Below are 24,671 nucleotides of genomic sequence, written 5' to 3'. Positions count from 1 at the left end.
CTCAGCGCTCCTCTCGGAAGTCGACGTGACGGCCGGCCACCGGGTCGTACTTGCGCAGTTCCAGGCGGTCGGGGTCGTTACGGCGGTTCTTGCGGGTGACGTAGGTGAAGCCCGTTCCGGCGGTGGACCGGAGCTTGACGACCGGGCGTAGTTCGTTGCGAGCCATGCGGTTAGTATACGGAAATGGTTTCCATTTTCAATAGGCCCTCATCAGGGGCTCCGACCGGAAGGACCGCACCATGTCCGCCCACTGCCAGCTGACCGGCCGCGCGCCGGGCTTCGGCAACGCCGTCTCCCACTCCCACCGCCGCACCCCGCGCCGCTTCGACCCCAACATCCAGCGCAAGCGCTACTGGCTGCCGAGCGAGGGCCGCCACATCCGGCTCACCCTGAGCGCCAGGGGTCTCAAGACCGTCGACGTCATCGGGATCGAGGCGGCCGTCGCCCGCATCCGCGCCCGGGGGGAGAAGGTCTGATGGCCAAGCAGAGCAAGATCGCCAAGGACGCGAAGCGCCGCGCGACCGTCGCCCGCTACGCGGCCCGCCGCGCCGTCCTCAAGGCCGTGATCCGCAGCTCGCACACCCCCGAGGAGGAGCGCACCGCCGCCCGCCGGGAGCTGTCCCGCCAGCCACGGGACGCCAGCCCCACCCGGGTGCGCAACCGCGACGCGATGGACGGCCGCCCGCGCGGTTACTTCCGGGCCTTCGGGCTGTCCCGCGTACGGCTGCGCGAGCAGGCGCACGCGGGCCACCTGCCGGGCGTCCGCAAGTCCAGCTGGTAGCCGAGGCCGGCCGCCCCGGCGTCGGGGGCGACCCCTGCACCGGGGCGGCCGGACCGTTCGGGTAATACTGGACAGAACGTCTCCCCGGCCCCCGACGAAAGCGAGCGCGCCGATGCTCCGCAACGCCTTCGAGCCCTGGCACCTGATCCTGATCCTCGCGGTGCTCGTGCTGCTCTTCGGCTCCCAGAAGCTCCCCGACATGGCGCGCGGGCTCGGCCGCTCGATGCGCATCCTCAAGTCCGAGGCCAAGGCCCTCAAGGACGACGGGCCCACCGAGGCGCCCCGCCAGGGGTCCGCGGGCGGTCACTGACGACGGGCCGGGCGGCCGCCCTCAGTGGTCGCCGCCCTCGTCGATCAGCCGCCGCACCTCGCGGTCGATCAGCCCCAGCCGGGCCTCGGCGACCAGCGGCACCGCCCGGCGCTGTCGGCGCGCCTCGGCGAGATCGATCTCGATGGTGACCAGCGCGGGCTCCCACTTGGGCGCCTGCGCCACCACCGCGCCCCGCGGGTCGACCACCCGCGAGCCGCCCCAGAACGCCGCGCCGTGCTCGTTGCCCACCCGGTTGACGAAGACCACCCAGCACTGGAGCATCTTCGCCGTATAGGACAGCAGGGTGTCCCAGTACAGGCCGGTGTCCATCGCCTCCGGGTCCAGGCTCGCCGCGCTGTTGGTCGGCACGAACAGCACCTCGGCGCCGTCCTGCACCGCCAGCCACGGCAGCGCCGGCTGCCAGGCGTCATTGCACACCAGCGTCGCGCCCCGGCCGCCACTCCCGGACTTCGTCAGGTCGTAGGCGCGCAGTGACTGCCCCGGACTGACGTGCTTGCGCTCCTCCCAGGCCAGGTAGTTGGGGAGATAGAGCTTGCGGTGGGCGTGCAGCAGCGCGCCGTCCGCGTAGTGACCCGCCGTGTTGTACGCCCGCAGACCGGTGTGCTCGTGGAAGCCGACCAGCACATCGGGGCCGAGGAGGCTGAGTTCCAGCAGCCGGGGATCGTTCGCCTCGATGGACGTGTCGCGCGGCAGTACGCCCAAGTGATAGCCGTGCAGGCTCAGTTCGGGAAAGACGACGAGATCCGCGCCCTGCGCCGCCGACTGCTCGACCTGCGCACGGGCGATATCGAGGTTCGCCTCCACGTCACCGAGCACGCAGTCCGTCTGCGCCAGCGCAATGAGCATGTCCCCACCTCATCGAACGATGGCTTTTGCGGCCTTCGTCCTTATTTTGCCAGAGGCGGCCGGACGCGGCACGGCCCGGGCGGGGTGCCCGGCCCGGGCGGCCGGGGCCGGGCACCGGACGGACGCTCCCGGCCCGCCGCCCGGCTCCCGCTCCGGCCCCGGCCGGCCCTCACCCGCGGCGCGGCCGGGTCCTGCGGAGCAGCAGCACGCCGCCCGCCAGCAGGCCGCCGCCCGCCGCGGCGACCGCCGCCAGCTCGGGTCCGCCCGTGGACGCCAGCAGCGGGGTGTCCGCCGACTCCCGGGCCCGCGGCACGGCACCCACCTGCGCCTCGTGTGCGGGGCGCGCGGCGGGCCCGGGGACCTGCGCCAGCGGCGCCACCGGCGCCGCGGCGGGGCGCTCGGCCGGCTCCCCACCCGTGCGCGGCGCCGGCTCGGCACGCTGCCCCGGGGTATTCCAGTGCACCCCCGGGGCGTCCATCGTCCGCGGCGCCCCCTCCCCCGGGGACCGCCCGGCAAACGGCGGCCGCACCCCCGCACCGTTCCCGCACGAGTTGCCCATCGCCGGGTTGAGCGCCGCGCCCGCGTCCACCGAATTGCCACACGCGTTGACCGGGGTGTCCACGGTCAGCTGGACGCTGTTCCCGGACAGCACCCCGGGAGAGTTCGCGGTGCCTCCGCCGGCGCCGGCATCCGCGTACGCCGTGCCGCAGCTCGCGCCGAGCACACCGGACGCCGCCACCACGAACATGCACGCCTTCAGGCCCTGTCGCATCTCTCGTCCTTCCTCAGCAGTGTTGACGCACGCCCCGCCGCTTCACGACCGGGCGGCCGGCGGCGCAGACGCGGCGCCGGCCGCCCGGAGACACAAGCGAGTGGCATGTCCCGACTGTTGCTCGTCAGCCGTTGCCGACACCGTTCCCGGAGAGGACCGGGATGTCGTCGATGACGTGCGACAGCGGATCGTCGCCCTTGACCTGCGCCGAGTTCTCGGTGCACTGCTGGTTCTGCGCGCTGGACAGCACATTGATGTCCTGCAGCGCGATCGGGGCCGCACCGGCGAGAACCTGGGCATCCACCTTGCCCAGGCCGAGGCACGGCTGGTTCAGGGAGCCCTGGACGAGCCCGAGCTGCGTGCTCAGGTCGCCGCGCGTGGTCGAGTTGCCGTAGACCGACGCCGCCCCGTTTCCGTTGACCGTCCTGGTGCCATGCTGGTCACCGATCGCCATGGCCTGCGGAGCGGCCATGGCGGAAAAGCCGACCAACGACGCCGCCGCAGCCGCGCCCGCGATCATCTTGTTCATTACGAAACCCTTCAGGAGAGGGAACTCCCGACACGGGAGCCCTGTTTGAACAACCCGCCATACCGGTTTGAGTTCCGCACCATCACCCGAATAGCTGGCACGAATCTCCCGCAGAGATACCATCGTCGCCGCGGGGGCCCGAAGTGCATCAATTCGCGTACCGAAAATGCGACTTGTCGAGCCGGTCTTGTCGACTCTCATTACATACAACAGGGCCTGCGATGCCGATGAACGGATTCGCAGGCCCTGCCGAATTACGGACAGCATGCCAATGCCCTGGTAGCCCATCAATTCCACAAGGGCATTGGCAGCTTCCCTCCACACACCACTGCTAACGATCCGGCTCACCGGAGCGCAGTCACGAGCGAGTAACACTTCCGCTCGGGAACCGGACGCCGGAAACCCGGGCCGCCCGGAAGAAGGAGGACCGGGCGGCCCGGGTCGTAGGCGGCCGGTCAGTGGTTGTGGACACCGTTGCCGGAGAGGATCGGAATGTTGTCCAGGACGTGCGACAGCGGGTCGTCGCCCTTTGCCTGCGTCGAGTTCTCGGTGCACTGCTGGTTCTGCGAGCTCGACAGCAGGTTGATGTCCTGCAGCGCGATCGGGGTCGCACCCGCGAGAGCCTGGACGGGCACCTTGCCCACAGCGATGCAGGGCTTGTTAAACGAGCCCTGGATCAGCCCGATCTGCGGGCTCATGTATCCATACGTGGTGGAATTCCCGTAGAACTGCGCAGCACCGTTGCCGTTAACGGTAGACGGTCCGTGCTGGTTGCCGATCGCCATCGCCGCGGGGGCGGCAGCAGCGGACACACCGACAATGGAAGCAGCCGCGGCCGTGGTCGCCAGAACCTTCTTGATCATTTTGATCCTTCGTGTTTCGGGATGCCCTTGGGCCGGGCAATGTGCCCAACTCACAAGGATGATTTTGGTTGTTCTCATTCACTCAAACAGCTGCGCACCGAGTAGTTTTGCCGCTCGGCTTCGCGACCGGACGCCTGCGCCCGGGATAAGAACGGCCGAGCCGTGGCACAACTCCGGGCGCCTGAACCCGGAGCCACATACCGCGCAATCTCGATATCCGCGTCGAACTCACCTGCCACGGCGGCGGAGCCGGGAAGTCCACACACCCGCCGCCGCTCCTGGGCCGGGCAGCTCCGAGGTCCGCTCTCCGACGGTCAACGCCACCCGTTTCGGCATTACTTGAGCGGCAGCCCACCGAGCAACGGAGTCTTCTTGGCCGTCCCGGCAACGCCATGGAGCAGCTTCTTCGCGTTGGTCGACCTGACCTTGCCCTCCGCGGCCTTGACCGTATTGATCAGCGGAGTGATCTGGTGGCCGTCCAGTTGCTTGTTGCTCAGGGCGTCGGACAACCCGCCGTTGAGGCTCATGGTCGGAGCGCCGGGCTGGGCGGCGAAAGCAGGGGCAGCGACGCCCAGTGCCATGACGGAACCGGCGACAACCGCGGCGGACTTTGCGTACTTCACTTCAACTGTCCCTTCTCGGGCGGTGCTTGACGGTTCGGCGACATCAGCGCCGCGCGAGCAATAATCTCGCTGCTCGGATCACCGCTTTCAGCATGACTAACGAGTGCCTTCATCCGGGGAAACCCTGAAGTTCCGCCCTTCTCGGCTAATCCGCCCGAAATTTGGAGGGGTTGTGCGGGCGCCCTGGGAGATGAAGGACGACCGGCCCCGGTGCACAGGGGAGCCGTGCACCGGGGCCGGATCACATCGAAGCGGCTCGAATTTCTTCGAGTCAGTGGTTCAGGCAGGTGTTGCCGAACGCCGGGTTGAGCAGACCGACGATGTCGACGGTGTTTCCGCACACGTTGAGCGGGACGTGAATCGGAACCTGGATGAGATTGCCGGAGAGGACTCCGGGAGAGCCCGTAGCGCCTCCCGAAGCCCCCGCGTCGGCGAACGCCGGCGATGCCACGCCCACCGCCATGAGCGCACCGGCAGTGATTGCTGCGGCCTTTGCGTACTTCACTTTCTGCCCTTCCTTGCAGCGGGTCCGTGGCGCACACGACCGTCGTGTCGCTCGGGCGCCGTGTTGATCGCCCGTAACGCCGCTGCCGATATTGGTAACGATCTACCCTCGTGGACGAAACTCTTGCCCGGAGGTTTTCGGAGGAATCGCCCGAAGGGTGCACGACCATTTCGAGAGATTGCCACCGCGCATACGACGCGGAAAAAACACCGGAGTTCGAACAACGAGACATCCGCCGAATACGAATTCCTACCGAAAGGGGATCGAAAAAGTTCTGACCCTACGATTCGTAACGGGGTGTCGCAGGCCGCGGACCGCTCTGGAAGCGAGAGCCGGCGGTCCGGGCCTACGGCCGATGGCAGGCTCAGCGGTTGCCGACGCCGTTGCCCGACAGGACCGGGATGTCGCTGAGGATGTGCGACAGCGGGTCGTCGCCCTTTGCCTGCGTCGAGTTCTCGGTGCACTGCTGGTTCTGCGAGCTCGACAGCGCGTTGATGTCCTGCAGCGCGATCGGGGTCGCACCTGCGAAGACCTGGGCGTCCACCTTGCCCAGAGCGAGGCAGGGCTTGTTCAGCGAGCCCTGGATGAGCTCCAACTGCGGGCTCATCCGACCCATGGTGGTGGAGTTGCCGAACGCGCTCTTGGCGCCGTTCCCGTTGACCGTGGACGTGCCGTTGTGGTTCCCGATCGCCATCGCCTGGGGGGCGGCCGTCGCCGAGATTCCGACGACGGACGCGGCTACAGCCGTCGTGGCCAGGACCTTCTTGATCACGATTTACCCTTCTCGAAGCGGAGTGCCCGTATCCGGAGCGCCCTGGTCAACTCACTTCCGGGGGAGCGGTTTCGCCGTTTCACCCGAATGCCACGAAACCAATAGACACATATCATTGACGCTGAGCCGCGCTGCACTGCCGGGCCTTTTGGGCATACGAAAGGCCGGTACGGAATGCGTACCGGCCTTTGCCGTCGAGAGGCCCCGCCCGGGCACGGGCCGGACCTCAAGCGCCGTATGGTGATCAGAGGTTGACGCAGGTGTTGCCGGCGGCCGGGTTCAGCAGTCCGACAACGTTGAGGGTGTTGCCGCAGACGTTGAGCGGCAGGTCGACCGGGGCCTGAATGACGTTTCCGGAGACGACGCCGGGAGAGTTGTGGGCGACGCCCGCGGCGCCGGCGCCGTAAGCGCTGGCCACACCGGCCCCACCCACAACGGCAATGCCCGCGGCGGCAGACAGGACAGCGGCCTTGGAGACAAACTTCACGGTGAACCTCTTCACTGAGCAGCAAGCAGATTTCGGTGATGCGCCGCTTTGAGCGACAAGCTGTTCAACGCATCAACAAGGTGAAAGTAGCGCTTCATTCGGGTGAATGAGTGAGGTCTGGGGCGGCGAGATTTGATGCCCTCCACTTTTTTCTGCGCTGCCAGATTTCACTAATTGCCGCTCTTCATATGGGAGTTGAAGCTCGCGCAGGTGCCGTGGGGGGCGCAGGCGGGCTGTGCGGAGTGCTGCCCGGCCCGTTCCCCGGGGGCCTTCGTCCGCGCCCGTCGGGGACCTCGCCCGGGACGAGGCCGGAATCGGTGCCGGAGCCGGAGCCCAGCCGTTGTCAGACCCCGGTGCGAGACTCAGGAGCATGAGATGGGCGGTGGTGGAGACGGGCGACGGGGGTGCTCGTCTCTGCCCGCTCGCCCCGGACGGGCGGGCCGCGGGGCCGGTGCTGGCGGAGTCCTCGCTCGCCGAGGCCGTGCGCAGCCGCCCCGGGGTCGAGCGGTGGGTGTGGCGGTCCACCGCGGAGATCTACCGGCCGCTGCTGGCGGCGGGGGTGCGCGTCGAGCGCTGTTACGACGTGGAGGCCGCGGAGGCGCTGCTGATCGGCCATGAGGAGGGGCAGTACGGCCAGCCCCGTTCGCTGGCCGCCGCCTGGGCGCGGCTGCACGGCCTGCCCGTTCCGCAGGACGGGCCGGCCCGTACGGCGCAGACCCAGCCGTCGCTGTTCGAGCCGGGTCCGGTGCCGCTGCCGCCCGGCACGGACGAGCTGGCCGCGCTGCTGGAGGTCTATGCCGGCCAAGTGGCGCGTACGGCGCGGGCGGAGCACCCCGACCGGATGCGGCTGCTGCTGGCCGCCGAGTCCGCGGGCATGCTGGTGGCCTCGGAAATGGGGCGGGTCGGGGTGCCCTGGCGGGCGGATGTGCACCGTGACCTGCTCGACCGGCTGCTGGGCGGGCGGTATCCGGGCGGCCTGGAGCCACGGCGGATGGCGGAGCTGGCCGAGGAGGTCTCCCGGGCCTTCGGCACCGGCGCGCGGGTGCGCCCGGATCTGCCCCAGGAGATCCTCAAGTCCTTCGCGCGCGCCGGGATCTCCCTCACCTCGACCCGCAAATGGGAGCTGCAGCGGATCGATCACCCCGCGGTGGCCCCGCTGTTGGCGTACAAGAAGCTCTACCGTCTGCACACCGCCCACGGCTGGGCGTGGCTCCAGCAGTGGGTGCACGACGGCCGCTTCCGCCCCGAGTATGTGCCCGGTGGCACGGTCTCCGGCCGGTGGACCACCAACGGCGGCGGCGCGCTCCAGATCCCCAAGGTGATCCGGCAGGCCGTGCGGGCCGACCTGGGATGGCGACTGGTGGTCGCCGACGCCGACCAGATGGAACCCCGGGTGCTGGCGGCCGTCTCCCGCGACCGGGGCCTGATGGAGGTGGCCGGCACCGGCGAGGATCTGTACGCCGATCTGGCGGCCCGGGCGTTCGGCGGCGACCGTGACCGGGCCAAACTCGCCCTGCTGGGAGCCATTTACGGCCAGACGTCCGGCGACGCCCTCAAGCACATGGCCGATCTGCGCCGTCGCTATCCGGCCGCGGTGGCGTATGTCGACGAGGCGGCCCGCGCGGGCGAGGAGGGCCGGCTGGTGCGCACCTGGATGGGACGCACCTGCCCGCCGGCGTCCGTGACGCCGCCGGACGAGGCCGGGCTGCCCCAGGAGGACGCGCAGGCGGCCGGGTACGCCGGCGGCTCGGCCGCCGCCCGGGCCCGCGGCCGGTTCACGCGGAACTTCGTCGTCCAGGGCAGCGCCGCCGACTGGGCGTTGCTGGTGCTGGCGGCGCTGCGCCGGTCGCTGGCGGACGGCGGGCTCCGCGCCGAGCTGGTCTTCTTCCAGCACGACGAGGTGATCGTGCACTGCCCCGCCGAGGAGGCGGCGACCGTGTCCGAGGCGATCGCCGCGGCGGCCGCGACGGCGGGGCGGATCGCGTTCGGGGAGGCCCCTGTCCGCTTCCCGTTCACGACGGCGGTGGTGGAGTGCTATGCCGACGCGAAGTGACCGGGAGGCGGGCAGCGGGGCGGGTGTCGGTGATGGCGGGAAGGAGGCGGTACGAGCAGAATGCAGGCCCCCTACGCGATCACCGGAGACCCCTGTGCCCTTCCCGCCGGGAATAACCGTCCATCCCGAACTCGCGCCGTATCTGGCGGACTTGCCGCCGTACTCCGATGCCTTCCAGGACATCGAGGCGACCCGAGAGCGGTTCCGGAAGCTGCTGGCCGCGACCCCGGCGGACCGCACCGGCGTGCGCAGCCGCCGGTACGACCTCCCGCGCGAGGACGGCAGCACGCTGACGGTCGAGGTCTACCGCCCCGAAGGCAGCGAGGACGCCGAGGGCTCCTCCTCGGGCGGCGCGCTGCCCGCCGTACTGCACTTCCACGGCGGTGGGTACGCGATCGGCCGGCCCCTGCCGGGGCAGGACACGACGGCCCTCGCGCTCTGCCGTGAGCTGCCCGCGGTGGTCGTCTCCGTCGAGTACCGGCTCGCGCCCGAGCACCGCTATCCGGCGGGCGTGGAGGACTGCTACCGCGCGCTGGAGTGGACCGCCGGGCAGGCGGCCGCGCTGGGCGTCGACGCCGGGCGGATCGCCGTCACCGGGAACTCCGCGGGCGGCGGGCTGAGCGCGGCCGTGGCCCTGATGGCCCGCGACCGCGGCGGACCGGCCCTGGCCTACCAGTCGATGTGCGTACCGGACGTCGACGACCGCGTCGCCACGGAACCGCTCCCGACGGACGCCGAGGACGTGCCCGCCCCGTGGGTCAACAGCCTCCGCACGATGCGCCGGACATGGCAGCACTATCTGCCCCAGGGCACGGCGGCGGACGCCTACGCCGCGGCGGCCCGCGCCGAGGACCTCACGGGGCTGCCGCCGGCCTATGTCCTGGTCTGCGATCTCGATCCGCTGCGGGACCCGGGGCTGGCCTACGCCCGGCGCCTGATGGACGCGGGGGTGCAGGTCACGGTCCGCAATGTGCCCGGCGCCTGGCACGGCTTCGAGCTGCACGCACCCCGCACGCGGCCGGCACGGGAGATGACGGCCCACTGGACGGAGCATCTGCGGGCGGCGCTGTATCCGTGCGCGGCGGGGGACTGAGCCGGCCGGCTCAGGTGGCGGGCTTCCGCCGTTTCCGGCCGTGCGGGCGCGGGGAACGCTGGACGGCCGGGAGCCGGAGGCGCTTGAATCCCCTGGGGGGCAACCCCCGTATGCGTGAACGGCCGGACGAGCGCGGGAGCAGGGATGACGACCGAGAACGGCGAGCACGGCAAGCACGGCGAGCACGGCGAAGCGGGCAGGGACGGGCGGGGCGCGGGCGGGACGTCCGACGGGCTGGAGCGCGTCAACCCACCGCATCTCGCGCCGCCGGCCGGCTTCAGCCACGGGGTGCGCGCGGCCTCGGGCACCATGGTCTTCCTCGCCGGGCAGACCGCGCTCGACGGAGCGGGCCGGATCGTCGGGGACGGGGTCGTCGAGCAGTTCGAGCGGGCGCTGAGCAACCTCCTGGACGTCGCGGCGGCGGCCGGGGCCGGCCCGTCCGACCTCGCCAAGCTCACCGTCTTCGCGGTCGATGTCGCCGACTACCGCCGCCACGCCCGCGACCTCGGCCTGGTGTGGAAGCGGCTGATCGGGGGCGACTATCCGGCAATGGCCGTGATCGGGACCACCCGTTTGTGGGACGAGGCGGCCCTGGTCGAGATCGAGGGCATCGCCGTCGTCCGGTAGCGGGAGCGCGTCTCCCGCTCCCCGCACACACCGGGGCGCCCGCCCCACCGGTCCTCCGGTGGAACGGGCGCCCTGACGGTGTGCGGCGGTGTCCGCTCCGCTCAGTGGCGGCTGCGGGCCGTCCCCACCGGGTCCTTCTTGAACGCCCAGGTCATCTTGGGCTCCATGGCGAACCGGAAGATCCGCTGCACGGGTGGTGTGCACAGCACCGTGATGACGCTGCCCGCGATGAGGGTCAGCAGTACCGCGCCCCAGGGCGTGTGCACCCACGGGGTGTCGTACCAGTTCCAAAAGCGCGACCCCTTGGCCAGGAAGCCGTGCAGCAGGTAGCCGTACAGGGTGCCCGCACCCAGCGCCGTGCACCACATGGTGCGGCCCGGGATCCAGGCGAAGAAGCAGGCCACGAGCACCAGCGAGCAGCCGAACATCGCCAGCGTCATCACCGCGCCGCTCCACCACGGGGCGGCGAGTTCCTGCGCGGCGTCGCGGTGGTAGAACCACGCGGCGTTCATCCGCGGCGCCGCCCAGTAGGCGAAGACCAGCGCGGCGGCGAACACCGGAACGGCCAGAATGCGCGCCTTCTTGCGGCGTACCAGCCTGAAGTGCTCCGGCCGCAGCGACAGCCCGATCACGAAGAACGGCAGGAACTGCAGCACCCGCTGGAGGTCCAGGTCGTCGCCGATGTCCGGGGAGACGGACGCGAGCACGGCGATGGCCAGCGCCAGCGGGACCGGCCAGCGCACGATCTTCCACAGCGGGGTGGTCAGCCGCCAGATGAACAGCGCGAGCAGGAACCAGGTCAGATACCAGGGGTCCGTGAGGCTGATCGGATAACCGGGGTCGTCGTCCGCCCACCTCTTGAAGAGCGTGTAGGCGACCTCGAAGAGGATGTAGGGAACGGCGACGCCGGTAATCAGCCGCTGCAGGCGGTCCTTGCGCATATCGAAACTGCGCGAGAAATAGCCCGAGATGATGATGAAGGCCGGCATATGAAAGGCATAGACGGTGATGTAGAGCGCCGCCGCGGACCGGCTGCCGTCACGCAGCGGTTCCCAGGAGTGCCCCATCGCCACCAGCACGATGGCCAGATACTTCGCATTGTCGAAAAAGGCGTCGCGCGGCTTCGCCTTGGCCTCGCCCGTGGCCGCGCTCTTGGCGCGGCTGCCACCCCGTCCCCCGGCACGGTGCTCGGACCGGGCCGGTGAAGTGCCGCCCCCGGAAGGGGGGTCGGAGAGCGGGCGGTCCGCCGTCGCCGTGGTGGAACTCTTCGCCACGGGCGTCATGGTCGCCGTCGCACCTGCGGAGTGCGACGACGCCGCGGCGCCCGTACGTGTCAGCGTGTTCTGCGGCATATGCCGAGGCGGGGGCAGGGGAACCCGCCGTTCGCCGTACGCCGGAAAGTCGTTCGTCAAGGAGCCTCCCGAAAGGATCCCAGGGGAGGAACTGGACGCTGGCCCGCACCGGGCCGCACATCGGAACCCAAAAGCCAAATCCTGCGTCTTAGTTCTTTTACGGGGAGTGTGGCGGCGTCGAACATCTCAGGCACCTTAGCCCCGCGGCGGGAATCACGTAAATCCCCGACTATGGCTGCCACACACGCAGCATCCGCCCTCCACAGCTCCTTCACGCAGCGCGGACGGCGGTGCGGCGGCATGTGTGGCCGGCACCGCGGGCGATCCGGACAATGCCCCTCGAACCACCGCCCGTTACCCATTATTCAATAACACCGTCGGCACCGCGTACGCGAACGGACCGCACGGTGGTGTTCTTCGCCACGCCCCAGACGTAGACGTCCACGGGACGTCCGTGCGGTCCGCGCAGCCGGTGCACGGCCGCCAGCCACCCCGAACTGAGCGCGGACGCAGGGGGGTTGATCTGATCGGCGAACCGCGCGTAGCGCGCCAGCAGGCGCACCGCGGGAGCCCCCAGAATCCCGGTACGCACCTGGGGTGCACGCGCGTGCACGGTGCGGACGGACCGTACGGAGAAGCTCTGGATCACCAGGCGGCCGCGGACATGGGCGCGATCCAGCCAACCGGCCGCCCGTAGTTCCCGCAGGACCTGCGCCTCGATACCGGGGTACTTCTCCGGGGCCTTGATCTCCAGCAGCAGCCGCTGCCCGTTGCGCTCCAGGCGGCGCAGATAGGCGGCGAGCGTGGGCACCCGCTCCCCCGCGAACCGCCGGCCGAACCAGCTCCCGGCGTCCAGCCGCGCGATCTCGGCGGCGGTGAAATCCCCCACCCGCCACGGCGCCCGCCCGGGAAAGACCTTCGCGGCGTCGGTCGTCCGCGCCAGGGTGGCGTCGTGCAGCACCACCAGCCGGCCGTCCCTGCTGCGCTGGACGTCGTTCTCCACCCATATGAGTCCGCGGCGATGTGCGGCGTCGACCGCGGCGAGGGTGTTCTCCGGCGCGTCACGGGAGGCACCGCGGTGCGCGATCACCCGGGCGGCCGCGGTGCCGGGACCGGCCCGGGCGCCGCTGATCACGGCGACATCGGCGTACTCCTCCGGTCCGGAGGAGAGCACCGCCGAGGACACCGCGGCCGTCACCAGGAAGGCACATCCGGCGGCGGGTATCCGCAGCGATCTGCGAAACATGCGGGAGCCTCCCGGTCCACTCACCCGCAGACGGCTCGTCTGCGCCAGGCACCCCCGCCCCTCCTCCGGTCCAGGACACGGCTGTCTCCTCAACATGCGGGCATCCCCCGGCCCCCGCCACGCGAGCACACCCCCCGGCCGCCGGGCGCCACCCTCTCCTCCGGGACTGTTTCCCCAGGTCAGCGTGGTGCGGGACGGGCCGGGCGAGTCGGGTGACGAGGTCGCGTGGGGGCCCGCCATCCGGGCGGCCCCGCAAGCGGCAAGCGCTCGGCGGCGTGGGCACCGTGGAGCCGGCGCGCGCCCGGAGGCCGAGGGGGCAGCGGCGAAGCTCCGGATGCTGCGACGGGACGGACTGGGGGCGGCGGGAGCCGAGCGCCGCTCGGCAGGGGGGCAGGAACCCCCCGTACGACGCGGGCGAGTTGTCGACGGGTGGAGGGCGCGGCGTAGTGCGGGCCGCGGGCGGCGTGCGGGGCCGCCGGGCCCGGCCCGGTCAGCCGGCGTCGGCGGGTTCGTCCTTGAGGAGGCCGTGCTCCGAGACCAGATAGCCGAGTTCCGCGCGGCTGCGGCTGCCGAGCATCTCCGACACCTTTCTGATGTGGGTGGAGACGGTGCGGGAACTCATGCCGAGGCGGGTCGCGATGACCTCGTCGGTGCAGCCGCTGACCACCATGCGCAGCACGCTGCGCCGGACGACGTCGGTGAGGGGTTCGGGGCGGTACTGGCCCATGACGGCGGTGACCGGCGTCGCCCGCTCCCACATGTGGTCGAACGCCTTGGACAGGAAGCCGACGACGCCGGGGTGCCGGATGGCCACGGCGTGGGTCTTGCGGTCCGGGGAGCCGGGGATGAAGGCGATCGAGCGGTCGCAGATGATGACGCGCTCGAAGATCTCGTCCAGCGTCTGGATCTGGCCGCCCTCGGCCAGTATGCGTTCGATGTAGCCGAGCGTCGGGGCGTGCGAGCGCACGGTGTGCTGGTAGAGGGTGCGCTGCTGGACCCCCCGGCGGAGCAGCGCGAGGTCGCGGGGCAGTGCCTCGGCCAGCAGATGGGTGGGGCGGCCGCCGCCCGGCTGTGCCGTGAGCAATTCTCCCTGGCACTTGCCGATGGCCATCTGGAGCGCCTCGCTGATCACGTCCTCGCCCATCAGGGTGTCGATCGGGGTCGCCACCTGCTGCTGCACTTTGCGGTAGACCCCCTTCGCGGCGAGAAATGAGGTGTATAACTCGGTCAGGACCTGCTGGGAATTCTGGATCTTCTGCTCGACCGGCCGAGCGAGGTCGGACTCGGCAATTTCCGGTGGAATGGGAATGTAGACGCCGACCGATCCGGGCAGCGGCCGCAGCAGCCCGCAGGCGAGCAGGCAATCGGCCACATCCCCCGACATGACCCCGGCTTCGAGGGCTTCGCGGTATTGGTTCAGCCCCTGCTCGCAGAGGCGAACTGCACCCCCCTTTCCGCACATGTCCTTATGTGAGCCCATCTGCTCCCCCTTCCAGTTGTCGCACTTCCTGATCATGATGCCAGTCGGGCTGGCTTCCGAGCGGAACCTGGCGCAAGATCAATGAGTCGTCAAGGAAAGTCCTGGTCAGTGACGCGACCAGCCATCTCGGATCCATCGGCTGTTCAGCCGCTCGTCCGCCCGGAAACTGGACGGGGAGACTGCTCGGCCTGGGAAGTTTTGCCTTAAACAGACAAAACACACATAACCGAACGGGGAAGTTCCTCATGCCGAGAGTCACCAAGCCCGCACCCGCCCTGATTTCCACTCTCGCCCTGATTCTGCTGCCGCTGGCCGGCATTGCGATCTCGACGGATGACACCCAGCAGGCACAGGCCATCGCCGATTTCACCCCGGATACCCAGCGACACAGCGATTCCGCCTGGGGATAAATCCCGGGCACACCGAAGAAGCCGTCACCCCTCGGGACGGCTGGAATTCAGAGGACGATCCGGAATTCCGGGACCGGTGCGGTGCGCACGCCGGTCCGCGGACGGACTCCGTCCTCGTGAAGGATGGGTGCAGAGTACACCGGTCCGGTGCGACGGCCGGCGCGGAGACGGCGATCCTGCCCGAAAGGGCAGGGCGGGACGGTACGGGCGGACGACCGCCCGGTGCGGCCGGCGGGTCCATAGTGTGCGAGCGGTCGGCGGCCGCCCCGCACCGCCCGCCCCGCACCGCCCGCCACGCTCCCGGACCGCGCGACTCCCGGCCCGCGCGACCCCGACCCGCCGCCCGGGCCGCCCCCCAACGGCCCCTCGCCGCAGCTCAGTCGGAGACGAGCTCGTCCGGGGCGGAGCGGGCGAGGTCCGCGAGCACCGCGAGGGCCTGCGAGAGGACCTCGATCCGCGGCGAGGCCAGCCCCAGGCGGATCGCGTTGGGGGCCCGGTACTGGCCGACCGTGAAGGCCGCGGCGGGGGTCACCGCGATCCCGTGCCGCGCCGCGGCGGCCACGAACATGTCGGCCCGCCAGGGGCGCGGCAGCTCCCACCAGCAGTAGTACGAGCGCGGATCGCTGCGCACCGGGAAGGGGCCCAGATGCCGGGCGGCCACCTCCTGGCGGCGGGCCGCCTCCTGCTTCTTCTCCGCCACCAGCGCCCGCACCGCGCCGTCCGCCTGCCAGCGGGCCGCGGCTTCCAGCGCGAAGCGCATGGGCGTCCATCCGCCGGAGCGCAGGGCCGAGGTGATGCCGGCGGCGACCGCGGGCGGGGCCACCGCGAAGCCGAGGGTCAATCCGGGCGACAGCCGCTTGGACAGGCTGTCGATCACCACCGTGTGCGCGGGCGCCAGGGCGGCGAGCGGCGGGCGGTCGTCGTAGAGGAACGCCCAGATGGTGTCCTCGATCGCGTGGAGGTCCAACTCCCGCAACACACCGCCCAGTTCACCCCGGCGCCGCTCGCTCATCGTGAGGGACAACGGGTTGTGCAGAGTCGGCTGGACATAGACGGCGTGCAGCGGGGCACTGCGGTGGGCGGCCCGGACCGCCTCCGGCACCAGTCCGTCCTCGTCCATGGCCAGCGGCACCAGGGTGATCCCGAGCCGGGCGGCGATGACCTTGAGCCCGGGGTAGGTGAGTTCCTCGATGCCCAGCCGTGCCCCCGGCGGGACCAGCGCGGAGACCGCGGCCGAGATCGCCTGCCGGCCGTTGCCGGCGAACAGCACCCGGTCCGGGTCCGGGCGCCAGCCGCCGCGGGCGAGCAGATCGGCCGAGAGTTCACGGGCGGCCGGGGTGCCGATTGCACCGACCGGCCGCAGCACGGTTTCGAGCACGTCCGGCGCCGCCAGTCCGCCCAGCCCGGCCCCGAGCAGCCCGGCCTGCCCGGGCACCACCGGGTAGTTCAGTTCCAGATCGATCCGGCCGTCCGCGGGCTCGCTCAGCGCGGGCGCGACCGGGTGCGCGGTGGCGCGCACGAAGGTGCCGCGGCCCACCTCGCCGACCGTGTGCCCCCGACGGGCCAGTTCCTGGTAGACGCGGGCGGCCGTGGAGGCGGCGATGCCGTGCTGCCGGGCGAAGTCGCGCTGCGGCGGCAGACGGTCGCCCGGCCGCAGCCGGCCCGCCGCGATGTCCGCGGCCACCGCGTCCGCCGCCTGCACATAGTCCTTCACGACTCTCTCCTCGCCCGTGCCGGTCCCGACCGCTCCGCTTCCCGTCCCATCGTCTCAGAGGAAGCAGAGAATTGCCCTCGGTGCAATGCAAATCTTGCGCCGAGCCAATCGGATCAATATGCTCGATCGTGCTCCGACCCGCACGGTCGCACGCGCCAAGGAAGGGACCCCGTGACCCCGTCAGGAACGAGAGGCCGCACGTCGCTGACGTCGGTGCGGTGCGAACGGTGCGGGTTCACCGGCGAGGCCTTCCACCGCCGCGAGGTACCGGCCGTCCTGCGGGCGTGCGCCGGGCAGTGGCGCACGATCCTGGGCGACCCGCACCTGAGCCGGCAGAAGACCGGCCCGCTGGGCTGGTCGCCGCTCGAATACGGCTGCCACGCGCGGGACATGTGCGTGCTCTTCCACCGGCGGCTGATCACGATGCTCCGCCTGCCGCCGGTGCGCCGGGTCCGCGAGACGGGCCGCAAGCACGTCGAGGCGGACCTGCTCACGCGCTACAGCGAGGAGGACCCCCGGCAGGTGGCGCCGGAACTCGGCTGGGCCGCGGAGTCGCTGGCCTGCCGCTTCGAGACCTTCACCGGCGCCGACTGGCTCGGCAGGGACCCGCGTTCGGGGGCACCGGGGCTCAGCGTCGAGCTCTGCACCGAGCACTTCATTCACGATCTCGTCCACGACCTCTCCGAGGTGGCGCGCCTGAAGGCGCCCTGAGGCGGAGCGGCAACGGCGGACCAGGCACGACAGCGCATGCACCGGAGAGGGAACAAGAGATGCTGCAACTGAGCGGAATCCTGGGCGTGGTGGTGGTCGCGCTCGGCATGGTGCTGACCCCCGGACCGAACATGATCTACCTGGTGTCCCGGAGCATCACCCAGGGGCGCCGGGCCGGGATCGTCTCCCTCGGCGGGGTCGCGGTGGGCTTCATGATCTATCTGATCGCCGCCAACCTCGGACTGTCGGTGATCTTCATCGCCGTCCCCGAGCTCTACGCGGCCATCAAGCTGGCCGGCGCGGCGTATCTGCTGTGGCTGGCGTGGAAGGCCCTCAAGCCCGGCGGGGTCAGCGTGTTCACCCCCGAGGACGTGCCGCACGACTCGCCCCGCCGGCTGTTCACGATGGGGCTGATGACGAACCTGCTCAACCCCAAGATCGCCGTCATGTACCTCTCGCTCATCCCGCAGTTCGTGAACCCGAAGTCGGGGCATGTGCTCTTCCAGGGGCTCGCGCTGGGGACGATCCAGATCGTGGTGAGCATCGGCGTGAACTTCGTGATCGTGCTGGGCGCGGGGGCCATCGCGGTCTTCCTCACCCGCCGCCCGTCCTGGCTGAAGGCACAGCGCTACATGATGGGCACCGTGCTCGGGGCGCTGGCCGTCACCCTCGCCCTCGACACCTCCGGCCCCGCCTGAGCCGGCCGGGCAGCACCGTACGTCCGAGGCCGGACCGCTCCGTACCACCGGAGCGGTCCGGCCTCTTGCGTTGCCCCGCTGTGGCCGTTTCATGGCGTTATGCCCCACGGTCGGGTTCCCGCAATGCGCGATCCAGCCGCCCGGAATTACTTCTGCTGACGGCTGCATTCGTGAAGGATTCACGTGTGCAGCGGAACGAATACCTGGCAGGAAACCTTCGGGTACCCGCCTTCCACTCGTTAATGCGTGGCACATCGAATAGAGGTTTCGGAAATGCCATAAAGGGAAAAGGCGGAGGTGTCGGGTGGCCGGCAAGGTAGTGGTGACCGGTGCGAGCAGCGGAATCGGTGCGGCAACGGTCCGCCGGCTGACCAAGGACGGTTTCGACGTCGTGGCCCTCGCCCGGCGCGCGGACCGGCTGGCCGCGCTCGCGGCGGAGACCGGTGCGCAGGCGTATCCCCTGGACATCACGGACGACGACGCCGTGCGGCACTTCGCCGGCGACCTGGACTCCTGTGACGTCCTGGTCAACAACGCGGGCGGCGCCCTCGGCGCGGAGCCGGTGGCGCTCGCCGCGCCGGACGACTGGGCGCACATGTTCTCCGTCAACGTGCTGGGCACGCTGCGGATGACGCAGGCGCTGCTGCCCCTGCTGCGGGAGGGCGGCGGCACGGTCGTGACCCTCACCTCCACCGCCGCGTTCGTCAACTACGAGGGCGGGGGCGGCTACAGCGCCGCCAAGCACGCCGAGCACGCCCTCAGCGAAACGCTGCGGCTGGAACTGTGCGGTCAGCCGGTCCGGGTCATCGAGGTGGCGCCCGGGATGGTGCACACCGAGGAGTTCGCCCTCAACCGGCTGCGCGGCGACGCCGCCGGGGCGGCCGCGCTCTACGAGAACGTCGACGCGCCGCTGACCGCGGACGACGTGGCCGAGTGCGTGTCGCTCGTCGTGGGGCTCCCGCAGCACGTCAACGTCGACCGGATGGTGGTGCGGCCGCTGGCCCAGGCCGCCCAGCACAAGCTGCACCGCGGCCCGCTGTTCGGCACCTGAGCGCGCCGCCGGGGCGCTCTCCGGTCCTCCCTCCGGGGCCTTCTCCGGGGCGCTCTCCGGGGCTCTCTCCGGGCTTTCGTCCGGCGCCCTGAATTCTTCTCGCCCGAATTCTCTCCACCTCCGTTTCTCCGTTCCTTCTTCCACCGTGTACGCGCCTCGGGCCGCCCTGTCCGTGCGCGCCGCCGTGCGCCGGTTGGGAGGAATGTCCGCACACGATCCGAGGAGCTTTCCCGTGAAACTGCACCGCGACGAACTGACTCCGCAGCACCAGGAGTACGCGCGGTTCGACGACCGCGGCGAGGCGCGCTATCTGCCGTACCTCATGTATTTCCACCAGGCGGATTACCGGTCCGCGACCATCAACACGGACCGGGCCGGATTCCGTATCTCACACGGTCCCGGCGGCGCCACGGCCTCGGCGGCGGAGAACGTGCCGGCGGGTCCCGTCCGGCTGATCGCCGGCAGTTCCACCGTGCTCGGCATCGGCGCCACCAGTGACGCCACCACGCTGGCCTCCCAATTGTGGAGCAAGCACGCCCCCTCCGCCCCGTGGCTCAATTTCGGCGGCCGCTGCTACAACTCCACCCAGGAACTCCTGCTCTTCACGTTGTACCGGCATCTGCTGCCCGAGATCGAAGAGATCGTCATTTTCTCGGGGCTCAACGATCTGACCGTCGGCCGCCTGCCCGAATGGCAGCAGGGCGACCACGGCGCATTCTGGTTCTGCGGCGAGTACTTCGAGAAGATGGAGGAGCTGCGCGAGAGCAACCGGAAGGCCGCCAAGCCCTTCGGCCGGCGCACGGAGCGGCGGCGCACCATCTCCACCCACGACGACGTCCGCCGGGACATCCCGCAGGTCATCGCGTCGGCGGCCGACCTCACCCTGCGCCACCTGGACAGCTGGCGCAGGCTGGCCGGCCCGCACACCCGCGTCAGCTACGTCCTCCAGCCCATGGCCCAGTGGATGCGCGACACCCCGGCTCCCCAGGAAAAGCTGCTCTTCGACGAGATCGACCGGATCTCCAAACTCGGCACCTGGGAAGCGCTGTACGGCGACATCTCGACGCCGGAGGTCGCCCGGGAGTTCTCCGAAACCCTGCGGACCGGCTGCGAAAAGCTCGGCATCGGATACCACGACCTGAATCCCGTCGTCGCCGACGCGGTCGGCCCGAACGACTGGATATTCGTCGACCGGGCGCACTACACGGACCACGGATACGACGTCGTCGCCCACATCATGGCGGACACCCTCGGCCTGTCCTGACCTCAACTCCCCTTACCCGAGAGGAATTACCGAACATGTCCTTCGTGCGAAAGATCGCCAATGCGCTGTTCCGGCGCAACAAGCGCGCCAAGCGCAAGAACGACGCCTCCATCTACCCCATGTTCTGACCGGTACGGCCGGCGGCGGCACCGCGCGCCGGATGGTCCACGAAGCAGAGGAGAGGAGAAGGATGCAAGGCCATCAGGCAACCGGCCCGGCCCCGCGGCACGTACCGGCGCGGGACGACGACACCGCACGGACGGTGTACGCGTACGCCGCCGACCCGGAGGCGTCCGTCCCCGGGGGCCGGTTCACCGACGAGGTCCGCGCCGAACTGCGCCGGCAGGCAGCAGGCGCGGAGACGGATCTCGACGCTGCCGTCCGCCGGGCCGCCGACTGGGCGCGCACCGAGAGCGCCCGCTTCCGGGCGCTCGACGTGGCCGGGGACGCGGCGCACCCGCCCGTCACCGGTGACGGCGCGGACGGCGCCCGGCAGGCCCTCGTCCGCCGGGCGGTGCTCGGCTGCGCCCCGCTCGCCCTGGTCTCGGGCGCCTGGCTGCAGTGGCTCAGCGCCCCCGGCAACGCGGACGAGCCGGCCGTGCTGCGGACCCTGGCGCTGTACGCCTGTGATGTGGGCGCCGGACATCCGGGAGCCTCCCGGGGCCATGCGTACCTGGGCCTCCTGCGCCATCTGCGGCTCTCGGAGAACGCGGTCCCCCTGGCCCGGCTCACCGGCGACCAGCGCATCGCGGACCGCACGTTCCGCTTCCCCGCGCTGCTGCTGGCGATGAGCCGCCGCCCGGACGACTTCCGCGGCGAACTCCTCGGCGCCGACCTGTGCCTGCGCACCGTCGGGCTGCTGCCGCCGCTCGCCCTGGTCGCCCGGGCGCTGCCCACGGAGGCGGACTGGGCCGCCCTCGACCTCTCCGACGGCCGGGGCCAGGAGGGCGAACCGCCGCCCCTGATGTGCCGTGCGGCGGTGGACGCGCTGATCGCCGAGGGCGGGCCGGCCGCCGCCGACGCGGTCCGGCTGGGCTTCGGCTGGGCGCTGGCCGAGCTGCGCGACTGGGCGGAGCTGCTCCACACGGAGCTGACCGCGTCCAAGGACCCGGCGTACGACATGGCCGAGCTGATGCGGCTGCGCTCCCGCGAGGGGGCCGTGTACCACCACGGCTTCGAGATGGAGGGGCGGCCGCTGAGCGCCTGGCTGGCCGACTGCCGCACCGACGCCGGGCCGCTGCTCGGTGTCCTGGCCCGCAGCCGGCTCGTCAAGCCCGGCCGCTCCGGCGCCAGTTCGCTGGTGCGCGGCCTGGTCGGCGAGCGCGGACCGATGTTCCGGGTGTTCTCCCCGGAGGACCTGACGGTGATCCGCCGCTGGATCGACTCGCTGTCCCCGGAGACGGTGCGCGCGGCGGACACCGCACCGGACACCCGCTCCCCCGCGCCCCGGCCGGCGGGCGGACAGCTGACCGCGGTGGCCGCCGCGCTGCGGGCCGGCGCACCGTCCGCCGGCCGGGCCCCGGCCGATCTGCGCGACGCCTACCACCTGCTGATGGGGCGCACCGACACCCCCGCACTGCGCGCCTGGGCCCTGGACTACACGGCGGGCTGGCTGGCGCGCTCCCGGCACGGGATGGACGCCGGAACGATGCTGCTGCCGGACGCCTGGGGCCGCGAGGGGCTGCGGCCCTGGCTCCAGACCCAGCACGACCGGCACGGCGCGGAGTTCGAGGAGAACGCGGAGATCCCGCTGCCGACCCGGGAGGCCGTGGTCGAGGACACCGTGCAGACGGCGCCGCTCACCCTCATCGACGGCAGCTGGCTCCAGGGTTTCACCGACTACGAGCAGGCCTCCTCGGAGATCGGCCACTCGCTCTTCGAGACCTACTGGGACGAGCTGGGCAACGGCGAGCCGAAGCTCAACCACCCCTTGATCTACCGCGAGGTGCTCAAGGAGATGGACATCGAGCTGCCGCCCACCGCCTCCCCGGAGTTCGCGCGCTGGCCCGGCTTCCACGACGCCTCGTTCGAACTGCCGGTGTACTGGCTGTGCGTGGGCCGCTTCCCGCGCACCTTCCTGCCCGAGGTGCTGGGCCTCAACCTGGCCATGGAGCTGTCGGGGGTGGGCGGGACGTACCGCAGGGCCCGCATGGCCCTGAAGACGTACGGCTTCAACACGCGCTTCGTGGACATCCACAACACCATCGACAACGTCGCCACCGGGCACTCCGCGTGGGCGGCCGACGCGATCGACACCCTGATGGCCGCCCTTCCCGACACCCCGGGACCCGGCGCGCGCACAGAGGTGTGGGAGCGGGTCAGGACCGGCTACCGGTCCCTGAACCCACCGAGCGGCATGGGGGCCCGCAGGGCGGCGCGCCGCGGCAGGTCCGCGCGCAGGCGCCGGTGAACCACCCCGGCCGGCCCACCCCAGGAGCGGCCGCGCACAGCGGTACGCGTACCCGGTCACGCCTCGGCGTGACCCCGACCACGGCGAGGGACAACATCAGTGACTGACCTGGTTCTCGGCATCGCGGCCTACTACCACGACAGCGCGGCGGCACTCGTCGCCGACGGCGTGCCCGTTGCGGCAGCGCAGGAGGAACGTTTCAGCAGGCGCCGGCACGACCCCGCCTTCCCGGCGCAGGCGGTGGAGTACTGCCTCGACGAGTACGGGGTGAGCCTCGACGACGTCTCGGCGGTCGCCTACTACGAGGACCCGCGGCTGAAGTTCAAGCGGGTGCTCTCCACCTTCAAGGGAGCGGCGCCCATGGGCTTCGCCTCCTTCCGCGACACCCTCCCCGCGTGGCTCTCGCGGGGCGGCAAGCTGCACACCGCGGACACCGTCCGCGACGAGCTGGCCGCGCTCGGCCGGGGGCGGGTCCCGGAGCTGTCCGTGCGCCGCCACCACGAGTCGCACGCCGCCTCCGCCTTCTTCCCGAGCCCGTACGAGTCCGCGGCCGTGCTGTGCATCGACGGTGTGGGCGAGTGGGCCACGACCACGCTGTGGCACGGCCGGGGCACCGAGCTGAAGCCGGTGTCGGAGCTGCGCTTCCCGCACTCCCTGGGGCTGCTCTACTCCGCGTTCACCTACTTCTGCGGCTTCAAGGTCGACTCCGGCGAGTACAAGCTGATGGGCCTGGCCCCGTACGGCACGCCGCGCTACGCCGATCTCATCCGCGAGCGCCTCATCGACATCAAGCCGGACGGCTCGTTCCGCCTGGACATGCGCTACTTCGCATACATGCGCGGCCAGGTGATGACCGGCAAGGGCTTCGAGAAGCTCTTCGGCGGCCCCCGGCGGATGCCCGAAGCCGCGCTCACCGAGCGGGAATTCGACCTCGCCGCCTCCGTGCAGGAGGTCACCGAGGAAGCCGTGCTCAAGCTGGCCCGCTCCGCACGGGAGCGCACCGGCGAGTCCCGGCTCTGCCTGGCCGGCGGGGTCGCGCTGAACTGCGTCGCCAACGGCAAGGTGATCGACGCGGGCATCTTCGACGAGGTATGGATCCAGCCCGCCGCCGGGGACGCCGGCGGGGCGTTGGGCGCCGCCCAGGCCGTGGCGATGGAGCGCGGGGCCCGGCGCGGGCACACCGGGAGCGGACAGGACGCCATGAGCGGCTCCCTGCTCGGCCCCGGCTTCGACGACGCGCAGATCGCCGCGTACCTCGACGCGAACCACATCCCCTACCAGCACCTGGACAGCGACACCCTGGCCAAGGCGGTCGCCGAGCAGCTGGCCGAGGGCAAGATCGCCGGCTTCTTCCAGGGCCGCATGGAGTTCGGCCCCCGGGCCCTGGGCGCGCGCTCCATCGTGGGCGACCCGCGCAACCCGGCCATGCAGTCGGCGATGAACCTCAAGATCAAGTTCCGGGAGTCCTTCCGGCCCTTCGCGCCCGCCGTCCTGGAGGAGGACGCGAAGGACTACTTCGACCTGCCGCAGAAGAGCCCGTACATGCTGGTGGTCTCGCAGGTGGCGGCGGCCCAGCGACTGGCGGCGCAGGAGACCGGCGCCTCCGGCCTCGACCTGCTGAAGGTGCCGCGCTCCACCATTCCCGCGGTCACCCACGTCGACAGCTCGGCCCGCGTGCAGACGGTCACCGAGCACAGCAACCCGGCCTACCACCGGCTGCTGACCGCCTTCAAGGCCCGCACCGGCTGCCCCGTGCTGGTCAACACCTCGTTCAACGTGCGCGGCGAGCCGATCGTCAACACCCCGCACGACGCCTACACCTGCTTCATGCGCACCGACATCGACCTGCTCGCACTCGGCAACTTCCTGCTGGAGAAGAGCGCCCAGCCCGCCTGGTCGGAGGAGTCCGACTGGCGTGACGAGATCCCGCTGGACTGACGCAGCCCGCCACCGGCGCCGGCCCCCGGCCCGCCCCACAGATCGGAACGCCATGCGCACCTTCGTGCTCCTGCTCGTCTACATCCTCTTCATCACTCCGGCAGGCCTGCTGGGC

26 protein-coding genes are annotated in these 24,671 nt (G+C 70.9%); 13 read left to right on the top strand and 13 right to left on the bottom strand.

Annotated elements, in window-relative coordinates:
- Position 1 precedes the first annotated feature (1 nt).
- The gene (rpmG, locus tag ACQP17_RS20360; RefSeq protein ID WP_433857559.1) at positions 2 to 166 is read right to left on the bottom strand and encodes a 50S ribosomal protein L33; all 165 of its coding nucleotides are present in this window, start codon (positions 164 to 166) and stop codon (positions 2 to 4) included.
- 73 nt (positions 167 to 239) lie between these two features.
- Here rpmG and rpmB point away from each other — a divergent pair, with 73 nt between their 5' ends.
- From rpmB to tatA, 3 genes are all read left to right on the top strand, one after another.
- On the top strand, positions 240 to 476 hold the full coding sequence (gene rpmB, locus ACQP17_RS20355) for a 50S ribosomal protein L28 (RefSeq protein WP_189100681.1): 237 nt from the start codon (positions 240 to 242) through the stop codon (positions 474 to 476).
- Positions 476 to 781: a 30S ribosomal protein S14 gene (gene rpsN / locus ACQP17_RS20350; RefSeq protein ID WP_433857558.1), complete on the top strand. Its 306-nt coding sequence runs from the start codon at positions 476 to 478 to the stop codon at positions 779 to 781. Before rpmB ends, rpsN begins: the two co-directional genes overlap by 1 nt.
- 112 nt (positions 782 to 893) lie before the next feature.
- Positions 894 to 1,091, top strand: a complete 198-nt coding sequence (gene tatA / locus ACQP17_RS20345) for a Sec-independent protein translocase subunit TatA (RefSeq protein ID WP_433857557.1) — start codon at positions 894 to 896, stop codon at positions 1,089 to 1,091.
- Positions 1,092 to 1,112: 21 nt separating this feature from the next.
- On the opposite strand, the gene ACQP17_RS20340 is transcribed toward tatA, so the two are convergent.
- The 8 genes from ACQP17_RS20340 to ACQP17_RS20305 all read right to left on the bottom strand — a co-directional run bounded on the left by ACQP17_RS20340 (position 1,113) and on the right by ACQP17_RS20305 (position 6,440).
- Positions 1,113 to 1,958 (bottom strand): nitrilase-related carbon-nitrogen hydrolase, encoded by an 846-nt coding sequence (locus ACQP17_RS20340; RefSeq protein ID WP_433857556.1) that lies wholly within the window; start codon positions 1,956 to 1,958, stop codon positions 1,113 to 1,115.
- A gap of 169 nt (positions 1,959 to 2,127) precedes the next feature.
- Positions 2,128 to 2,730 carry a chaplin gene (locus ACQP17_RS20335; protein WP_433857555.1) on the bottom strand — a complete coding sequence of 201 codons (603 nt, stop codon included), beginning with the start codon at positions 2,728 to 2,730 and terminating at the stop codon, positions 2,128 to 2,130.
- A 124-nt stretch (positions 2,731 to 2,854) separates the two neighbouring features.
- Positions 2,855 to 3,259, bottom strand: a complete 405-nt coding sequence (locus ACQP17_RS20330; RefSeq protein ID WP_433857554.1) for a rodlin — start codon at positions 3,257 to 3,259, stop codon at positions 2,855 to 2,857.
- Between the two features lie 455 nt (positions 3,260 to 3,714).
- Positions 3,715 to 4,122 (bottom strand): rodlin, encoded by a 408-nt coding sequence (locus ACQP17_RS20325; protein ID WP_433857553.1) that lies wholly within the window; start codon positions 4,120 to 4,122, stop codon positions 3,715 to 3,717.
- Between the two features lie 335 nt (positions 4,123 to 4,457).
- Entirely contained in the window at positions 4,458 to 4,745 is a 288-nt protein-coding gene (locus ACQP17_RS20320) for a hypothetical protein (RefSeq protein WP_433857552.1), read from the bottom strand.
- A 271-nt stretch (positions 4,746 to 5,016) separates the two neighbouring features.
- On the bottom strand, positions 5,017 to 5,250 hold the full coding sequence (locus ACQP17_RS20315; RefSeq protein WP_433857551.1) for a chaplin: 234 nt from the start codon (positions 5,248 to 5,250) through the stop codon (positions 5,017 to 5,019).
- 364 nt (positions 5,251 to 5,614) lie between these two features.
- Positions 5,615 to 6,022 (bottom strand): rodlin, encoded by a 408-nt coding sequence (locus tag ACQP17_RS20310; RefSeq protein ID WP_285509157.1) that lies wholly within the window; start codon positions 6,020 to 6,022, stop codon positions 5,615 to 5,617.
- A gap of 244 nt (positions 6,023 to 6,266) precedes the next feature.
- Positions 6,267 to 6,440 carry a chaplin gene (locus ACQP17_RS20305; protein WP_352231968.1) on the bottom strand — a complete coding sequence of 58 codons (174 nt, stop codon included), beginning with the start codon at positions 6,438 to 6,440 and terminating at the stop codon, positions 6,267 to 6,269.
- Positions 6,441 to 6,879: 439 nt separating this feature from the next.
- Here ACQP17_RS20305 and ACQP17_RS20300 point away from each other — a divergent pair, with 439 nt between their 5' ends.
- From ACQP17_RS20300 to ACQP17_RS20290, 3 genes are all read left to right on the top strand, one after another.
- Positions 6,880 to 8,562 (top strand): bifunctional 3'-5' exonuclease/DNA polymerase, encoded by a 1,683-nt coding sequence (locus ACQP17_RS20300; protein ID WP_433857550.1) that lies wholly within the window; start codon positions 6,880 to 6,882, stop codon positions 8,560 to 8,562.
- 94 nt (positions 8,563 to 8,656) lie between these two features.
- Positions 8,657 to 9,655: an alpha/beta hydrolase gene (locus ACQP17_RS20295; protein WP_433857549.1), complete on the top strand. Its 999-nt coding sequence runs from the start codon at positions 8,657 to 8,659 to the stop codon at positions 9,653 to 9,655.
- A gap of 144 nt (positions 9,656 to 9,799) precedes the next feature.
- Complete coding sequence (locus ACQP17_RS20290) at positions 9,800 to 10,282, top strand: RidA family protein (protein ID WP_433857548.1); 483 nt, start codon at positions 9,800 to 9,802, stop codon at positions 10,280 to 10,282.
- 101 nt (positions 10,283 to 10,383) lie between these two features.
- Here ACQP17_RS20290 and ACQP17_RS20285 read toward each other — a convergent pair whose 3' ends face one another.
- The 3 genes from ACQP17_RS20285 to ACQP17_RS20275 form a co-directional block, all read right to left on the bottom strand.
- On the bottom strand, positions 10,384 to 11,565 hold the full coding sequence (locus ACQP17_RS20285) for an acyltransferase family protein (RefSeq protein WP_433857547.1): 1,182 nt from the start codon (positions 11,563 to 11,565) through the stop codon (positions 10,384 to 10,386).
- A gap of 430 nt (positions 11,566 to 11,995) precedes the next feature.
- Positions 11,996 to 12,880, bottom strand: a complete 885-nt coding sequence (locus ACQP17_RS20280; RefSeq protein ID WP_433857546.1) for a glycerophosphodiester phosphodiesterase — start codon at positions 12,878 to 12,880, stop codon at positions 11,996 to 11,998.
- Positions 12,881 to 13,370: 490 nt separating this feature from the next.
- Complete coding sequence (locus tag ACQP17_RS20275; RefSeq protein ID WP_433857545.1) at positions 13,371 to 14,396, bottom strand: LuxR C-terminal-related transcriptional regulator; 1,026 nt, start codon at positions 14,394 to 14,396, stop codon at positions 13,371 to 13,373.
- Between the two features lie 209 nt (positions 14,397 to 14,605).
- Here ACQP17_RS20275 and ACQP17_RS20270 point away from each other — a divergent pair, with 209 nt between their 5' ends.
- Positions 14,606 to 14,770 carry a hypothetical protein gene (locus ACQP17_RS20270; RefSeq protein ID WP_433857544.1) on the top strand — a complete coding sequence of 55 codons (165 nt, stop codon included), beginning with the start codon at positions 14,606 to 14,608 and terminating at the stop codon, positions 14,768 to 14,770.
- A gap of 376 nt (positions 14,771 to 15,146) precedes the next feature.
- On the opposite strand, the gene ACQP17_RS20265 is transcribed toward ACQP17_RS20270, so the two are convergent.
- A complete protein-coding gene (locus ACQP17_RS20265) occupies positions 15,147 to 16,484 on the bottom strand; it encodes a PLP-dependent aminotransferase family protein (RefSeq protein WP_433857543.1) in 1,338 nt (445 codons plus the stop codon).
- Between the two features lie 171 nt (positions 16,485 to 16,655).
- Here ACQP17_RS20265 and ACQP17_RS20260 point away from each other — a divergent pair, with 171 nt between their 5' ends.
- From ACQP17_RS20260 to ACQP17_RS20235, 6 genes are all read left to right on the top strand, one after another.
- Positions 16,656 to 17,195, top strand: a complete 540-nt coding sequence (locus tag ACQP17_RS20260) for a hypothetical protein (RefSeq protein ID WP_433857542.1) — start codon at positions 16,656 to 16,658, stop codon at positions 17,193 to 17,195.
- Positions 17,196 to 17,254: 59 nt separating this feature from the next.
- Entirely contained in the window at positions 17,255 to 17,893 is a 639-nt protein-coding gene (locus tag ACQP17_RS20255; protein WP_433857541.1) for a LysE family translocator, read from the top strand.
- Positions 17,894 to 18,197: 304 nt separating this feature from the next.
- Complete coding sequence (locus tag ACQP17_RS20250) at positions 18,198 to 18,944, top strand: SDR family oxidoreductase (protein WP_433857540.1); 747 nt, start codon at positions 18,198 to 18,200, stop codon at positions 18,942 to 18,944.
- 232 nt (positions 18,945 to 19,176) lie between these two features.
- On the top strand, positions 19,177 to 20,208 hold the full coding sequence (locus ACQP17_RS20245; protein WP_433857539.1) for an Inducer of phenazine A: 1,032 nt from the start codon (positions 19,177 to 19,179) through the stop codon (positions 20,206 to 20,208).
- Positions 20,209 to 20,398: 190 nt separating this feature from the next.
- On the top strand, positions 20,399 to 22,618 hold the full coding sequence (locus ACQP17_RS20240; RefSeq protein WP_433857538.1) for an iron-containing redox enzyme family protein: 2,220 nt from the start codon (positions 20,399 to 20,401) through the stop codon (positions 22,616 to 22,618).
- A gap of 99 nt (positions 22,619 to 22,717) precedes the next feature.
- The gene (locus tag ACQP17_RS20235; protein ID WP_433857537.1) at positions 22,718 to 24,556 is read left to right on the top strand and encodes a carbamoyltransferase family protein; all 1,839 of its coding nucleotides are present in this window, start codon (positions 22,718 to 22,720) and stop codon (positions 24,554 to 24,556) included.
- Positions 24,557 to 24,671 lie beyond the last annotated feature (115 nt).

Origin of the sequence: Streptomyces kronopolitis (assembly GCF_050953795.1) — a bacterium.
GTDB lineage: Bacteria > Actinomycetota > Actinomycetes > Streptomycetales > Streptomycetaceae > Streptomyces > Streptomyces kronopolitis_A.
This window is presented reverse-complemented; position numbering and strand designations above follow the sequence as displayed.

Coding starts and splice junctions, on each gene's coding strand:
- rpmG (WP_433857559.1), bottom strand. CDS start 166: ATGGCTCGCAACGAACTACGCCCGGTCGTCAAGCTCCGGTCCACCGCC.
- rpmB (WP_189100681.1), top strand. CDS start 240: ATGTCCGCCCACTGCCAGCTGACCGGCCGCGCGCCGGGCTTCGGCAAC.
- rpsN (WP_433857558.1), top strand. CDS start 476: ATGGCCAAGCAGAGCAAGATCGCCAAGGACGCGAAGCGCCGCGCGACC.
- tatA (WP_433857557.1), top strand. CDS start 894: ATGCTCCGCAACGCCTTCGAGCCCTGGCACCTGATCCTGATCCTCGCG.
- ACQP17_RS20340 (WP_433857556.1), bottom strand. CDS start 1,958: ATGCTCATTGCGCTGGCGCAGACGGACTGCGTGCTCGGTGACGTGGAG.
- ACQP17_RS20335 (WP_433857555.1), bottom strand. CDS start 2,730: ATGCGACAGGGCCTGAAGGCGTGCATGTTCGTGGTGGCGGCGTCCGGT.
- ACQP17_RS20330 (WP_433857554.1), bottom strand. CDS start 3,259: ATGAACAAGATGATCGCGGGCGCGGCTGCGGCGGCGTCGTTGGTCGGC.
- ACQP17_RS20325 (WP_433857553.1), bottom strand. CDS start 4,122: ATGATCAAGAAGGTTCTGGCGACCACGGCCGCGGCTGCTTCCATTGTC.
- ACQP17_RS20300 (WP_433857550.1), top strand. CDS start 6,880: ATGAGATGGGCGGTGGTGGAGACGGGCGACGGGGGTGCTCGTCTCTGC.
- ACQP17_RS20290 (WP_433857548.1), top strand. CDS start 9,800: ATGACGACCGAGAACGGCGAGCACGGCAAGCACGGCGAGCACGGCGAA.
- ACQP17_RS20285 (WP_433857547.1), bottom strand. CDS start 11,565: ATGACGCCCGTGGCGAAGAGTTCCACCACGGCGACGGCGGACCGCCCG.
- ACQP17_RS20280 (WP_433857546.1), bottom strand. CDS start 12,880: ATGTTTCGCAGATCGCTGCGGATACCCGCCGCCGGATGTGCCTTCCTG.
- ACQP17_RS20275 (WP_433857545.1), bottom strand. CDS start 14,396: ATGATCAGGAAGTGCGACAACTGGAAGGGGGAGCAGATGGGCTCACAT.
- ACQP17_RS20270 (WP_433857544.1), top strand. CDS start 14,606: ATGCCGAGAGTCACCAAGCCCGCACCCGCCCTGATTTCCACTCTCGCC.
- ACQP17_RS20255 (WP_433857541.1), top strand. CDS start 17,255: ATGCTGCAACTGAGCGGAATCCTGGGCGTGGTGGTGGTCGCGCTCGGC.
- ACQP17_RS20240 (WP_433857538.1), top strand. CDS start 20,399: ATGCAAGGCCATCAGGCAACCGGCCCGGCCCCGCGGCACGTACCGGCG.